Annotated in this window: 12 protein-coding genes; 3 read left to right on the forward strand and 9 right to left on the reverse strand. The window is 35.1% G+C overall.

Translation table 11 applies throughout. From position 1 onward, the window contains the following. Nucleotides 1–155 precede the first annotated feature (155 nt). From UABHE_RS32070 to UABHE_RS32090, 5 genes are all read right to left on the reverse strand, one after another. Complete coding sequence (locus UABHE_RS32070; protein ID WP_372367525.1) at nt 156–785, reverse strand: NADH:ubiquinone reductase (Na(+)-transporting) subunit D; 630 nt, start codon at nt 783–785, stop codon at nt 156–158. Beyond that, nucleotides 785–1,603, reverse strand: coding sequence for a Na(+)-translocating NADH-quinone reductase subunit C (locus UABHE_RS32075; RefSeq protein ID WP_372367527.1), 819 nt, complete (start codon nt 1,601–1,603; stop codon nt 785–787). Before UABHE_RS32075 ends, UABHE_RS32070 begins: the two co-directional genes overlap by 1 nt. Then, entirely contained in the window at nt 1,587–2,843 is a 1,257-nt protein-coding gene (locus UABHE_RS32080) for an NADH:ubiquinone reductase (Na(+)-transporting) subunit B (protein ID WP_372367528.1), read from the reverse strand. The genes UABHE_RS32075 and UABHE_RS32080 overlap by 17 nt, the downstream gene beginning before the upstream one ends. A 6-nt stretch (nt 2,844–2,849) precedes the next feature. After that, a complete protein-coding gene (locus tag UABHE_RS32085) occupies nt 2,850–4,202 on the reverse strand; it encodes a Na(+)-translocating NADH-quinone reductase subunit A (protein ID WP_372367529.1) in 1,353 nt (450 codons plus the stop codon). Between the two features lie 760 nt (nt 4,203–4,962). Next, nucleotides 4,963–5,670, reverse strand: coding sequence for an HAD family hydrolase (locus UABHE_RS32090; RefSeq protein WP_372367530.1), 708 nt, complete (start codon nt 5,668–5,670; stop codon nt 4,963–4,965). Nucleotides 5,671–6,770: 1,100 nt separating this feature from the next. On the opposite strand from UABHE_RS32090, the gene UABHE_RS32095 reads away from it, so the two are divergent. Beyond that, nucleotides 6,771–8,456 (forward strand): ATP-binding cassette domain-containing protein, encoded by a 1,686-nt coding sequence (locus UABHE_RS32095; RefSeq protein WP_372367532.1) that lies wholly within the window; start codon nt 6,771–6,773, stop codon nt 8,454–8,456. A 50-nt stretch (nt 8,457–8,506) separates the two neighbouring features. Here the strand turns inward: UABHE_RS32095 and UABHE_RS32100 are convergent, their stop codons facing one another. The 3 genes from UABHE_RS32100 to UABHE_RS32110 all read right to left on the reverse strand — a co-directional run bounded on the left by UABHE_RS32100 (nt 8,507) and on the right by UABHE_RS32110 (nt 12,206). Further along, the gene (locus UABHE_RS32100; protein ID WP_372367534.1) at nt 8,507–9,715 is read right to left on the reverse strand and encodes an NTP transferase domain-containing protein; all 1,209 of its coding nucleotides are present in this window, start codon (nt 9,713–9,715) and stop codon (nt 8,507–8,509) included. Next, the gene (locus tag UABHE_RS32105) at nt 9,703–10,842 is read right to left on the reverse strand and encodes a CDP-glycerol glycerophosphotransferase family protein (RefSeq protein ID WP_372367535.1); all 1,140 of its coding nucleotides are present in this window, start codon (nt 10,840–10,842) and stop codon (nt 9,703–9,705) included. The genes UABHE_RS32100 and UABHE_RS32105 overlap by 13 nt, the downstream gene beginning before the upstream one ends. Before the next feature lie 89 nt (nt 10,843–10,931). After that, on the reverse strand, nt 10,932–12,206 hold the full coding sequence (locus tag UABHE_RS32110; protein ID WP_372367537.1) for a hypothetical protein: 1,275 nt from the start codon (nt 12,204–12,206) through the stop codon (nt 10,932–10,934). 619 nt (nt 12,207–12,825) lie between these two features. Between UABHE_RS32110 and UABHE_RS32115 the strand changes: the two genes are divergently transcribed. Both UABHE_RS32115 and UABHE_RS32120 read left to right on the forward strand, forming a co-directional pair. Beyond that, nucleotides 12,826–13,464, forward strand: a complete 639-nt coding sequence (locus UABHE_RS32115; RefSeq protein ID WP_372367539.1) for a response regulator — start codon at nt 12,826–12,828, stop codon at nt 13,462–13,464. After that, complete coding sequence (locus UABHE_RS32120) at nt 13,464–15,065, forward strand: FHA domain-containing protein (protein WP_372367540.1); 1,602 nt, start codon at nt 13,464–13,466, stop codon at nt 15,063–15,065. The genes UABHE_RS32115 and UABHE_RS32120 overlap by 1 nt, the downstream gene beginning before the upstream one ends. Nucleotides 15,066–15,267: 202 nt before the next feature. On the opposite strand, the gene UABHE_RS32125 is transcribed toward UABHE_RS32120, so the two are convergent. After that, nucleotides 15,268–15,444, reverse strand: coding sequence for a hypothetical protein (locus UABHE_RS32125; RefSeq protein WP_372367541.1), 177 nt, complete (start codon nt 15,442–15,444; stop codon nt 15,268–15,270). Nucleotides 15,445–15,579 lie beyond the last annotated feature (135 nt).

The raw sequence follows: 15,579 nt of genomic DNA on the forward strand, positions 1-15,579 counted from the left end.
CCTTTTTGGGATTAGGAATATGGTCAAAATAATTGTTCCACTTATTTGCTCTTTTATACTACAGTATTACTAACTAGCAGAATCATGATTATGCTACGCCCAGTTAAAATACAAAATTTCAGAGCAATTGGGACATTTTATTTTCACCACACCCCTTACTCAGCTTCAACTTGTTCTGTTTTCCAAGAACGAAGACCCCAGATAAAAAGTCCAATTAAAAAGAAAGCACTTGGTGGCAACAGCATCAAACCATTTGCTACATAAGGTCCTCCGTCTGTAGTCAAAGTCATAATAGAGTGCCCCATTAATGTTCCTGATCCAAAAAATTCTCTAAATGCTGCAACAACAATTAGAATTGCGCTATACCCTAAACCATTTCCAATTCCGTCAATGAAGCTCATTGCTACATTATTTTTCATTGCGTATGCTTCTGCACGCCCCATTACAATACAGTTTGTTATAATAAGACCTACAAATACCGAAAGTTCTTTACTTGTTTCGTACATAAACGCTTTTAGGAATTGATCAGCAACAATCACCAAAGATGCGATAATTGTCATCTGTACAATAATACGGATGTTGGTAGGGATGTGGTTGCGAATTAAGCTTACAGAAGCATTGGAAAATGCTAGTACAAATATTACTGCACCGCACATAGTAAAGGCTGTTTGGAGTTGTGTAGTTACAGCAAGAGCTGAACAAATTCCCAATATTTGTAGTGCAATTGGATTGCGATCAAATACAGGTCCAAACAGAACATTTTTTACACTGTTTTCATTGCTCATTACTGAAACCCTTTTTCTCTGATATTCGACAAAAATAAACCAAATCCAGATTCACTTAACCAGTAATCTAGTGATGTGGAAATTCCATTACTTGTAATTGTAGCTCCTGATAAACCATCAATTTTATACTCTGAATCTTTTTGTTCAGGGTTTACCTTACCTTTAATTACATGTATTGCTGGTTTCCAGTTTTCGTTAAAAGCTTTTTTGCCTGGCCATTGGCCTTTCCATTTTGGGTTATCTACCTCACCACCTAATCCTGGTGTTTCTCCATGACTATAATACGCAAATCCTTTTATAGTAGACGTATCAGCGGTATCTAAAGCTAAAAAACCTAGCATAGTAGACCATAGACCATAACTTTTTATAGGTAAAATGACTTGGGTAACCTTATCGTCTTTTTTAACGAGATAGATAAGAGCATATTTAGCACGTGCTTTTATTTGGCTTCCTTTGTCATTTTCAACTTTTGTGTTAAGCGCAGGATTTTTACTTGCCTTAAGTTGATCGTACATTTCAGGATTAAATTTTTCATCCTTCTCACCAGTGTACGGATTGAAGTTTTCGCGAATTTCGCCCGTTTGTAAATCGACAATTTTAGGTGTCACTTTTTCAAATGCTGCTTTTACCTCGTCGGCTTTTGCTTTTTTCTCAATTAATCCTGCGCAAAGTAGTATGTTGCGTTTTTTATCAATATCTTTATTGATAAGTTGCCGCTCTTTTAGAGCGACAGAGATGCTCGATACTAGAGTTGCACAGACGATGCATAGTAGCGTTGCTACAATGAGGGTTTTTAGTGTACTATTGTGCGAGCTCATATCTGCGCGTTCTCCTTTTAATATTTGCATTCATTACAAAATAATCGATAAGAGGTGCAAAAACGTTCATGAAAAGTATTGCTAGCATCCAACCTTCAGGATAAGCAGGGTTAGCAGAACGTACGATAATACCAATACAGCCAATTCCAAAACCATATATCCATTTTCCTGTAGGAGTCATTGCAGCACTAACAGGGTCTGTTGCCATAAAAACGGTGGCAAATGCAAAACTACCTAGTACAAAATGCCATTGTGGTGTAAGGCTAAACATTGGGTTTTCAGTCATTCCAGCATTGTGAAGAGCGTTAAAAGCTAAAGATGTTGCAACCATTCCAATCGCAGTAGCTAACATAATGCGCCATGAACCAATACCGCTCATGATAAGAAAACCTGCTCCTAGTAAACAAGCGAGCGTTGATGTTTCTCCCATCGAACCGGGTACAAAACCAAGGAAAGAGTCCATCCAGGATGTTGACATTCCTTGTAAAGCAGCCAATCCTCCTTGAGGTGCTGCCGCTACTGCAAGTGCTGTTGCGCCGCTGAATCCATCTACAGCTGCAAGTATAGAACTTTCCACAGGAACCCAAATCTCACCAGTAATTTGCATTGGATACGCGAAAAATAAGAATACGCGCGCAGTCAAAGCTGGATTGAGAATGTTTTTACCTGTTCCTCCAAAAACTTCTTTTCCTATCACTACCCCAAAACTAATACCGACAGCTACTTGCCATAATGGTATACTTGCGGGTAATATGAGTGGAAATAGCATACCTGTAACAAGGAAACCTTCGTTGATTTCGTGTTTACGAACAACTGCAAATAAAGATTCCCAAAAACCACCTACAATATTACATACCAAAAATACTGGAAAAAAGTATAAGGCACCATGAACCATATTTGCGATTATACTCGCTGGATCATAGCCAATACCTAAACTAGCAAGAATATCATAGCGCCATCCTACAAGTAATGATGTGTCTACTTTTGACAATGCTAAGTTTGCTTGTAATCCAGTGTTGTATAAAGCCATTAAAATACAAGGTGTTAGTGCCATAACCACAGTGATCATTGCTCTTTTGAGATCAATACCATCGCGGACATGACTACAGTTTTCGGTAACTTCTCCTGGAGTAAAGAGGAAGGTGTCGGCTGCTTCATAAAAAGGATAAAGTTTTTCTAACTTTCCCCCTTTTTCAAAAAGCCCTTTTGGCTTATCGAGTAAATTTCTTAAAAATTTCATGACAGATTAACCATCCTTCTCAATAGTTGTTAAGCATTCTCTTAAAACAGGGCCAAAATTTATTTTCCCTGGACAAACAAAAGAACACAATGCTAAATCTTCTTCATCGAGTTCTAGGCATCCCAAGGCTTGCGCACGATCAGTATCTCCAGCAAGTAGAGAGCGTAAGAGTAGGGTTGGTAAAATATCAAGAGGAATTACTTTTTCATAAGAACCAATAGGAACTAGTGCACGCTTACTACCGTTTGTATTTGTTGTAAATGCAAATTTTTTACCAAAGAAAAGTTTCGAAAGATAGATGTTCTTTACCGAGAATTTATCAAATCCTGGAGAGTGCCATCCTAAGAATTCTCTTTCTCTTCCTTCTTTTAGCACACTTACTTGATTGTCGTAACGACCAAGATATGCAAAGGGGCCTTGTGCGTTTCGTCCCGCAAAGACAGATCCTGAAATTAAGCGAGTTTCACCATCTTCTAGTTGATCTTTTGTAATATCAGTTAGACTTGCTCCGACGCATGTTCTTATTAAACGTGGATTCTTGACTGCAGGTCCGGCAAGAGAAATAACACGCTCTGTATGTAGTTTCCCTGTTGTAAACAGTTTACCGTACATAACCACATCTTGATAATTAATGTGCCACACCATTTTGCGATGATCTACGGGATCGAGAAAATGTATATGTGTTCCTACATTGCCTGCAGGGTGCATTCCTGTAAATTCTTGATGTGTTACATCTTTAGAATCTTTACCAGGAATAGAGCTATCTGTTCCGGTGCACAAAAATACCTTACCATCGGTCAATTTACTTAAAATACTTAGGCCGTTTTTAAAATCCTCTTCATTATCTTTAATAACAACATTAACATTAGGAGCTAAAGGATTTGTGTCTATTGCCGTAACAAATATTGAGTGAGGAGTCTTACTTGGGTCTGCAACCTTACTAAAAGGTCGTCGACGTAAGCTTGTCCATGCCCCCGATTTGAGAAGTATTTTTTTTACTTGGTCGCGTTGAACATCTTTTAGAGTTTTTGGCGAGTATGCTTTAAAAGTTACTTCTTCATCACCTTCTAAACGAATAACAACAGATTGAAATACTCTTTTTGCTCCGCGATTTACTTCGATCACTTCCCCTGCTCTCGGAGCGGTGTAGTTTACAGCAGGAAGTTTTTTATCTGTAAAAATAATTTGGCCTTTTTTGACTTTGTCACCCACTTTGACTTGCATAGTGGGTTTCATTCCAATGTAATCTTCACCAATTATAGCAACAGTAGTTACTTCAGGTTGGTCTTTGATCACTTGTTCAGGCTCACCTGTAATGGGAAGATTTAGACCTTTTTTTATTTTAATAGGATTTGCCATAATGAATATAGGTTCCTTGTTCTAACAATGTGAATTTAGCAAACAATAAGAAATTACTTAAGAGACGCAGCGGAAAGTAATTTACCGTTTTAACTACATCCCTAAAGAATGAGAAAATAGCTTCTCGAAAATGAATTTTCCCGCAAGTATTTTGCATACAAGCAGCGTTTGCTTTTCATATAAAACAGAGCAACGCCTTTTCTATATAGCAGGCGTTTATGCTTTGAATTTGGATTGCGTACTTATTGGCTTTGAGTAGAGCGTCTCCACGCCTAAAAATAATCAACTATTTTAGAACAAATGCTAAAACAGTTGCCAAGTCAAATTACCACGCAACCTACTTTATAGTAGACAAAATTTAAGAGTGCAAAATTTTAGATATGAGTTTTGGGAAGTTATAGCTCAGAGCATGTTCTCTGGAACTACGCGGCAAAATGAAATATATTTATTGGCCGTAAGCTATTATTCAATAAATTAGACGACCAAGCTGTATATTTTCGCTTGCAGAAAATGTAGTTTTACTCGAATAAAACAATTGTACTTACAATTGACTACTGGTTCTCTGAACATTATTTGGTGCTACGTTGATAACAACAAACAATAAAATAACTATCCCTAGATAGGCGTATAGTTTTTATTGAAAAGAACAAGATATATTTACATATAAAATATACCGTTTTTTTGTTAGAGCGTTTCCTTGAGGATACGCCTAAATATTTTATTAAGATTGCTATTAGCGTAGAATATTTTTTTTCAATAGTCAAGTAAACAATTTGCTAATTGCTTCTAAAAAACCACTTTCATCTGTAAGATCATCGAAATAAAAATCTGGAAATTCTTCTAGTAAAACACTCTTTTCTGTGTTTCCTGTTCCAACAGCAATAGAGCGTACTCCCAAAGATTTGCCGCAATTAATATCATGAACAGTGTCACCAATAACAACAATTTCCTTGCCGCTAAAAGATATCCCTAATTTATTTTTAGCCCGAGAAATAGCAATGGATGGTAACTCATTTCTATCCCAATGATCATCCCCCCAAGCACCAATTTCAAAATCAAAAAAAGAATGCAAATCTACACATTTTAGTTTAGCTTCAGCACCGAAACGTATGTTTCCTGTTAGAAGTGTAAGAACGACATCTTGCTTATTTTGTAAAATTTGTAAAAGCTTGATAACACCTGGAAGAATTTCCACCTCCTGAGCATATTTCTTTGCAGCAAGATGAGCCTTTTCACTGTAGATGTTTAAAACTTGTTCGCGATTTTGTTCTAACGCTTTTATTGGAATATTTGAATACTCAAGTATTTCACCACAAACACGTAAATCTGTTTTCCCAGCAAAAGAAAGACCTTGAGGTTTTTGAACATCAGGAAACACTTCCTGCATCGCTTCAAAGAAGCACCTTCCCCATATTCCTTTACTCAATATTAGCGTTGAGTCTATATCAAACAGTAATAGTCTTTTCAATATATTTTCTTTCTAGACAAAAGCCAACTGCAAGTCCTAACAAAAATAGTTACCACCAATAAGTAAATAATTTGATTTTAATAAAAGTACCAAATTGTTGCACTCACTTGGAGATAAAAATGAAAAAGTCCTAGTACTAGTCAAACAAACCTAGTACGTCTTGCTAGTTTTAATCTTCATATTGGCTTCTATTTTTGGAGCATTTGTGTTTAAAAATGATTTTAAAACGCTATAAAATACAAAGCTGTGAATTATGAGTTTTGTTTGCGAAAATCAATGATTTTTTAGTTTGGCTATGATTGAACGATAGACTTTCGTTTTTAGGTCACGGCCATTTAATTCTTTTTTTGTTGATATTCCAAGAATATGTATAAAGTACTGTTTTTACATACTATAGAGCTAATAATAGTGAAAATTCATTTTCGAAATTTAAGATAAATTGAAGACAAACAAAAAATTTCAATTATGGGCGTTTAGCAAGATAATCTCGAAGAAGAAACATGAATGTAAATTATCAAGTAAAAAAGAATTAAATGGCCGTGACCCAAATGCGAAATAAATTAGAATTAAATTCATTTTGAATCAGGAGCTTCATTTCTCTGAAACCAGAATCGGTATAGTCGCAAAAAAATAAGGCTATAACAACTTTACCTGGATCTAAGGTCGTAGCGGGCAAACAAAAGGCATTTGTTAACCAAAGTGTTCCAAAGAAGCTTTCAAAGAGCTGAGAGGCAATGAAAAAGTATGGCTGTTTCATCGTGTGCGTTAGGTAGCGCATTAGTCAGGAGGGTTAAAATTCCTCTAGTGCTCGGATAGGGAGTGTTATATCCAAAAGCAGAAGTAATGTCTTGCTGGTTAGAGAAAGATCTGGAGGATTGAATGCCGATCATGAGGTGGAATCTGAACGGTTTGAGGAGAAATACCGGACCACATAATTAAGGAGGCAACTCCTAAAATTTTATTACTTTCATTGGTGTGACTTGGGTTTTAAATCTTTAATATCTAAAAATTCTTATTTGTTATTGTGGCGAAGAGGTGAAGATGCTTAAATAATTAAAGGAGAAAGATAAATTTTTCGGTAATTAATTTCAGGTATGTAAATGTCTTACAAAAAACTATATTGTAAGTGGTGGAAATTATTTTTAGTTTTATATCCATTTGCGTTAAAACATCGACGGGTTTTTGCAAAAGGAATGATTGCAGCATTGTTTGTTGTTGCTATTCGTCTTACTTTACCATGGCCCTTTAAAACAATTATCGAACCTTGGTTTAGTGGTTATAATAAACCAGATTTTGGCATAAATATAGACCCAGTCATTTTAATCGGTGGATTATTTTTTATGTTGTTTTTAGCATTGGGTTTTGTTGATTTCTTGCAACGTCTTTGTTTTGCAAGATTTGCAATTGGTACGGTTCGAGATATTCGCGCAGAAACACTAAGGCAAATATTACAAAAAAATCCGCAAGTATTCAACGGAGAGTGTGGTAACATAATCTCTTGTTTAATTGGGGATACAGCGCGAATGAAAACAGGTATTAAGGGCTTTTTTGTTCATGTTACGACCAATGGACTTATGCTGTGCGGAGGAAGTACTGTTCTATTGTTAAACAATTTGTATCTAGGTTTAATTTTTGCATTGGGAAGTCTGGCAATTGGACTAATTACTCTTTGGGGAATGACTTATTTGTTTATAATTTCAAGCAAGTATAGAGACAAAGAAGGACAATTAGCTGACCATATCTATAATGCTTGGAATGGAAAAGGGACAACTCAAGCTTTTTTGAAAGTGAACTATTCTAGTGGTAAGCACGAAGCTATGGCTACAAAAATACAAGGGATTGCCACATGGTGTACTTATGGTATTTTTGGACTAATGATTTTTCTTGCTCTATTTTTTGGAATAAAACAGGTTGAGGTTGGGAGCCTGCAGTCGGATGAACTGCTGCTTTTTATGCTGTATGCATTAATTATGCGAGCGCCTATTGTTCAACTTACCAGACAGGGAACGCGTATGGGAAAAATATTTGCATGTGCTAATAGATTAGAAAGATTTATGAATGCTGATTTACAGGATGTAATAAATCCTTTGGAACCCTTACAAAAAAGTATTTGTTTTGTCGATGTTAAAGTTGCTACGAAAAAATCTCAAAAACAACATTCGCGACAAACAGCAATTGTTAATCTCGAAATCCCTGCAGGTAAGAAGATTGCAATGATTGGAAAACTTGGTTCGGGAAAAACAACGCTGTTGGAAGTTATTGCTGGGCGGTGTAATATAAAAAAAGGACAAATCATGTGGGATAATATTGATTTTAAAGACATTCATCCTGTTAACCTCTCTCAACAAGTTACCTATCTTGCCCATCGTCCTATTTGGAAACGACAAAAAATTAGCGAACTTTTTTCCTTCGAAAATCAGGCAACGGAAATTTTGAAGCTTTACGGAATAAAAAACATCGACAAACAATTTTGGAAAGGTTTTGATACAGTCGTTGATGCCAAAGAATTGTCATTTAATGAGAGTAGAGCATTAGCTATAGTTCATAGCATCTTTTCTAACAGCTCTGTTTTATTGTTAGATGATCCATTTAGAGGAATGGATAAGATAAAAGTTAAAAAAATAATCAAGAAAATACTGCAAATAAAAAAGAATAACACTGTGATTATAACGTTTGAGAATCTTTCACATTCTCTTTCTCGTTTTGATTATGTAATTAAGCTGCGAAATGGTCATATCGATTTTATAGGCACTACCAATGAGTGGAAAACAACACAAATACGATAAAAATCGGGATTTGATAAAACATTTAAAATTAAATCCCGATTTTTTAAAACTTATTCTATTTCGGGTTCTTCGGCTTGGCGAATTCGTATTGCACAGCGCACATCTTTTTTGGCTATGAGTTTTACCTCTATTTTGCTTGAATTTGCGGGCATGGTAAATTCTATTCTCTCTTTTTTGGCTAATTGTAAGTTGTTAAATCTAGCTTTCTTGCTTAGCTTAGCTTTTCTTTTAAACCAATCTACTGATTTTCCATCCAATAAAATCTCAATAACATAGGGGCTTTGTCTTTTGTCGAAGATTAGTCTTGTTTCGATTCTTAGGAAACCTGGCTTTTTGGTAATGAAACCTACTGTTTCATTTGGTTGCAGGATCCACCATTTTTGTTTGCGCTCTCCAACAAAAATTTTACTTTTATTTTTTTCTCCTAAATCCACGGTATCCCAGTCTATTTCGGGTGGTATTTTTATAAATAAAGCTGCCGTGGTAATCAGTGTCATTGCAATTAAAGCACATGTTTGTATGATTTTTCTTTTTACTCTACCCTTTTTGATATCATGTTCAATAGCAGGCCATACTTCTTTGCGAGCACTTTCAAGATCGTAAGGAAAGTCAATTTCAGCCCATGGCATTCCTGCAATATCAACTCCTTCGATGTCAATAGTTTTACAAATGTTTTTGATAGCTATTCCTAACCAATTTTTTTCTTCTCCAGCCTCAAGTTGCCTATCTACTTCTTCAAAAAGAGCATCTACCGATTCACTAGTGAATTTTAAAATACCAACATTTTCTCCGTTAGCTTCTTCATGTGGCATACTTTTGCAAATATCAATTAGTTTATTATCTTTAAATTTTACCTTCATTTGCTCACGACCGCGACCTGAAGTTGAATCATATAGAAGAGCATTTCCTTTACCTCGTAAGAGACGATCGAGCATATCAGGATGAAAAAGAACATCGCAATTTAGAATAATCAAAGACCCTTTGATCCACTCGCGAGCCAATGAAAACGAATATAAACTATTCGTCATAGCCCAGCGTGGATTGTGGATGTACTCTACTTTTCTTTTAACAATTTCTCTTATTTCGTCTTCGCGATAACCAACAACCATTGCAATGTGCCCTATTCCTTCAGCAGAAAGCATTTCTAATTGATGATCAATTAGCCAAGAAGGACCTATTTGTACAAGTGGTTTTGGCATACTTCCAGAAAGAGCATCCAATCGAGAACCTCTTCCTGCAGCGAGAATTAAAGCTTGCATACGCTATTCCTTTCGGTTTCATTTGAGGATAGAATTTTAGTGTTACCTAGTGATTTATTTATTTCTGCAGCATAAAGAATTACATTTGCAACTCTTTCTGTTGCTCCTCCTGGAGTAAAAAAAACGTCTTTTGCCATTTTTTGACGTAGTTCACTGTGTTCTCTCGGATGAGAAAAGCTATTTCTTACTACCTGTACAATGTCGTTAGGATCATATACCGTTGTGCCAATTTTCCGTCCATAAGTATCTAGGTCTAGATCTCCTCCTCTTTTTATAACTTTTTCAAAGAGTTTTGGAACATCAAGAAAAACAATTGGTCGATCCATTAGCGTGTACTCTACCGTAACAGAAGAAGCATCTGATATTAGTAAATCTGCAGCATATAAATAAGGAATTACGTTTGTGTCTCTCAATAATTGAACTCTTTCATTCTCAAAGCGCGCCAGACGGGAAAACCAATTGATTTTATTTTTGGGATGATCGTGTGGCTTAATTAGTAAATTCCAACTTGTCTCCATACTTAGTTTTTCAATTACTTCTTCCCCCATTGTTTCAAGCGAATTATGTTTTCCTCCTGTAGGAGCATAAAGAATAGTTGGTTTATCAGGGTTAACATTGGCTTTTCGCAGAATATCTTCTTCATCTAGACTACCATCAAAAAAAGCATCCATTTTTGGAAATCCTGTTAAAAGACAATTTGCACCATCTTTACGAATCAAACCACGTTTACGGTAACGAGACGCATGATAATTACCTGGAAGACATAATAAATCAAAGCGCAGTGCTTTTTCTCGAACAGCAAAATTCTTGAAAGAAACTCCATGAAATATTTGTACTGTTTTGTGTGCAGACTTGGGAAATAGTGAGTCAGATAAATGCGAACAGACTAAAACATCGAAATCTTCCTCACGCGCTTTTTCTATTGGAATTACTTTGTTATGATCCACATCAAAAGAATCATAAAATCCATCTAACAAGTAACTAACTTTATCATCATTCTTTTTTCTAAACCCTCCTGATAACCATAACTCAACTCTAGGGTCTTTAGATAAGTACTGGTAAACAGAATAAAAACAAAGAAAATGTACAGGGGCATATCCCGAAAAAAGTATTCTTTTTTTATCCAAAATATATTCCTTAACAGCCCTCTGGCTTAACCAGGGTAGTATTTGCGACTTAGTATAAAAAAACAACAAAATCAAGAAGGACGTGTACTTTAAAAAGTAAAAAGGAATCCTGCCCTTACGATATTTCGAGCATAATCAAGTTCTACTCCATCTTGATCGACATCTTCTGGTCGATCTGTCTCTTGGATTGTATAGTTATATTCTAAATAAAAATTTCCAATACTCAGTTTTGCAAAAGCCCTGTGGCGAGTATCAATACGGTTTACGCGTGCAACATCAAAGTTTTCTTCGGAGTCAAATTGCTTAAATTTCACATCATAACCTAGTTTAAAATTAATTTTCTTAGCGAATTTTAAACGCGCAGAAAGCCCAAAAAGATGCGATTGGTATGCACGCGTTACGTTTTCAAAGGCTCGGGCGTTGTTATCGATATTGTCTCCGTCACCGTTAAAATCAACTCCAAAGTCTGGCTCATCGAGAATAAGCACTTCCCTATCAACATCATCAAAAGTCATTCTGTACTGATACTGAAAGTCCAAACGCAAGAATTTAGTAACATCATATTTCAATTTTAGAGGCACAAAAAAACCTAAATAGTCTCTTACATCAAGATCATTTTCGTAATATCGCGAAAAAACTCCGACACCAATACTTGCTTCAAAGTATTTACTAAAAGAATGCTGATAATCTAATAGAATACTCCAGTCTGTAGTAACTCCTTCATCAAACACTCGTTCGTCTTCTGTCACATTTTCATTGTTATCCAGCGCATCCACTAAATAATTTCGCCGAAAGCGCTGAGGTGTCATACTTGCATATAGTCCTAACCATCCATTTTTATGAAGTTTTTGTTGAAAAGCTAATGACATTTCGAAATAACTTGCCTCAGAGCTAATGAAAAAGTGATTGTAAGTTAATTGAGCTCTTAATTTCATCTTTTTCCCTAGCGGATTTTTTCCAGAAAGCTCTAACCCAACAGTTGGAGATAAAATAATATCAAAACTATCCTCCATATTATCAAATCTACCACTTGTTTCTTGGTCTGCGTTAGGATCTTGAACATCATCGATTCTTCCTTCGTTGAATTTGAAAATATTGTCGTTGTATGAAATTCCTGCACCAGTTAAAAACTTTAGCTTCCAGTTTTTCTTCTTTTTCTTTTTTTTCTTCTTTTTCTTTTTTTTGTTATTGTTTCTATTCTTTTTTTTCTTTTTTTTATTTCTTTTCTCTTTTTCAATGCTCTTTTCCAAGATTTTGTTTTCTTGTTTTGGTGTAGTATTCATTTCGATATAGTTTTGAGCATGAACTGTTGTTATAAAAAGATATATAAAAGTTATTGATATTCTTTGCCAATTCAACATCATAGTGAATCTCCCTTATAGTCTGTTTTTATTCCTGCTTTATATTGGAATAGTTATTTAAGTGACTTGACAAAAGTAGTTACCCGTTGAATACAGGACTTTATTTTTATAGCGCGGCGCGACGAAGGCGCGCAGCCGTAGCTGCGTAACAGAGGAGCAACAAAGCTAGAAAATTAAAGAACAAAATGCCAATGGGTAAATACTTTTGGCAGGTCACTTAGTTTTGAATGTAACAACTATATCTTAAACACTGAGACAGAGATCGTCAATCAGGGGAAGCACCATTTTGGGATAAGCAAGTGGCGCTTTTTTGTAGAGAGATATTTACTAGAAAGAATGAGGAAACATCGTTTTTTTCTATAGGGAATCTCCCTATAACAAGTAAGCTGAAATGGGATATGTTTTGGGACGAGACATGGGAAAGCTTTATACATTGGTGAAAGTAGAATATCACAATAATGTTTGTTCAAAATCAAAATGGTACTGATGTAAAATAGGAATTTGCGAGCGAAAGAAATCGATATTGCTTTGTTCTAGGCTCTATAGTATAGTTTAAAAAGGTTTTCGCTGTGAAGTTAGATGAATAAAATCTGTTGAGGTTGATTTACGAAGGGCTTGTTCTATGGCTAAAAAACATAAGGTTTTTATTGTAGATGATCATCCTATTTTAGTAGATGGTTTAACAAAAATGATCAACCATGAAAAAGATATGGAGTTCTGCGGCAGTGCATCCAGCTGTAGAGAGGCTCTAGAAGAAATAGCATCTGCGAAACCAGATATTGCTATTATCGATATAAATCTCAAAGATAGTAGTGGGCTTGATTTGATAACAAGTTTATCGATTCCTGTTTTAGTACTTTCTATGCATGATGAAAATGTGTATGCAGAACGAGCTCTTTTAGCTGGGGCCCGAGGATATATAATGAAAGAAGAAAAAGCAGAAAAGATGGTGCACGCTATTCGACATATTTTGTCAGGACAAATATATCTCAGTCCAAATATAACAACAAAAATACTAGATCGACGTATAGGAAAAAGTATATCTGATTCACCACTTGAAACGTTAAGTAACCGTGAAATAGCAGTTTTTCAAATGGTCGGAGAGGGATTTACAAGAAGAGAAATTGCACAAAAATTGTTTCTAAGCCCCAAAACAATTGATTCATATTATAGCCATATTAAAGAAAAACTAAATCTAAAAAATAATCAGGAGTTAATCCGTAAAGCAACACTCCACGTACATTCTCCAGGGATAAAGTAATGGGTTTTTATCTTTGTATTATAAAAGGAACTCGTTTGGGCACAACGTATCAATTAAAAAGAAATAAAAAATTCACTATTGGTAGAAGCTCTTGTTGCGACTTTCACTTGGAGGATAGTTGTGTTTCAGCAGTACATAGTTCTATGTTTGTTAATGATAAAATATGGATAGTAGATGAAAATAGCCGCAATAAAACCTTTGTAAATGGTAAACAAATTAGTAAAAGTATTGTTAAACTAGGTGACGTTATTCAAATAGGCGATTTTCATTTACAACTGAAAAATAAACATCATGAAGAATTTTTAGGCAAAACGTCTTTAAAATCAGTAGAATCAATGGAATCTACCAACAAGGATATAAATATAATTCATTTTAAAGACGATACTCAATTAACTTTTGGGGACCTTTCAGAAGAATTAATTACCCATTTCAATTTGTTACACTCTGTAGGGAAGCTGATTCATCAAGAATTTGACATTCCCAAGCTATTGGCTGCAGTCTTAGAAACTACAATAAATCTTTTTGGCACAGAACGCGGTTGTATATTTCTTAAAGAGCCTCTCAAAAATTCCTTTCGTCTCTTTTTTAGAACCAAAAAAAATGACATTTTTTGTACCAACAAATTTCCTATCAGTCAATCTGTTGTATCTTCTTCTTTAGAAAAAGGGACAGGCACAGTAAGCCGCTGTGTTGAATCAGATAAAAGATTTTCTCCTCGATCTAGTGCAAATATTTTAAAAATTTACTCTGTCGTTTCTGTCCCAATACAAGGTAAAAATATAAATGGTGCAATTTATTTAGATTCTCTTTCCAACAACAAATCGTTTTGCCAAGATGACCTTAATATACTTACTGCTGTTGGTAAACAAGTTGGTTTGGCAATCGAACACAAAGAAACCTACCGATTGCTCAAAGAAGCACAAGAAGAATTAGAAAAACGTGTTGATGAACGTACCAAGGAACTACAAAAAGAAGTATCTCGTCGTAAGAAAATAGAACAACAAATTATTGAAGTAAGTGAACGCGAACAGCAGCGTATTTCTCACGATCTTCACGATAGTTTAGGACAACTGCTTACAGGTATTAAATTTTTGAGTTATGATTTAGAAAAGATTTTACAACAAAAGTCTAGTTCTGAAATAAATATAGCCCAAAAAATTTCCTCTTTGGTTAACCAGTCTATTAACCACGCTCGCAACCTAGCACATGGTATTTCTCCGGTAGAATTAAAAACAGGTGACCTTTGCGATGCTTTATGTAAATTGTCTAGGCATGTGGAGAGTATATACAAAATATCATGCGTATTTATCGATGACAGTACTTATAAATTTTCGGACACTGAGGCCATTCATTTATACAGAATTGCTCAAGAGTCCGTAAATAACGCTTTGAAGCACGGAAAAGTAAAGAATATTTTAGTCAAGCTCGAATCTCATAGAAATAAAGCTAAATTAACAGTTCAAGATGATGGCATAGGAATTCAACAAGTTAATCCTGCTGGCATGGGACTCAATATAATGGAGTATCGGGCGCAAATGATCGATGCAATTTTGTCTATTTCTACAGATAAAGGAACTATTATTACTTGCTGTTTAAAATAGTTTAAGGATTTGCCAAATGTTAAAAGAAATTGAACAATGGTGTACTGGAAAAATTTTTGATAGTTACGAAGAATCAGAATATTTTTTGATTCTTGTGGAAGTGAAGAATCTTTAGTAGAAGATTCTTACTATCGCTTGTACCGCAACAATAACCTTGATCCTGCCAGAACTGCATTCTTCTAAATTAGATACGCAACAATTTTCATTGATTTTCATTATCAACTTCGATAGAACCATTAAAACGCGTAGAAATTCCGGCAATAACTAGATCTAAAATAACTTGCTGTTTCTGTTCGTTTAACATCTGAAGAATTAGTGACAAAACCTCTTCGATTGTAGTATCAACAATGCGTATATCAACTCCAATGTGAAAATCCAACTGTAGTTATATTGAGATGCGTCATCAATTAGCGAAAAAAACATTAAAACCCGTTAGCCTTAATAAGACTCGTAGTTAACTGAAAAGTCTAAGTGATAGTTTATTTTAATAGTATATTGCTTGCGTTTTGCGAAT

Source organism: Candidatus Uabimicrobium helgolandensis (assembly GCF_041508025.1).
Taxonomy (GTDB): domain Bacteria; phylum Planctomycetota; class Uabimicrobiia; order Uabimicrobiales; family Uabimicrobiaceae; genus Uabimicrobium; species Uabimicrobium helgolandensis.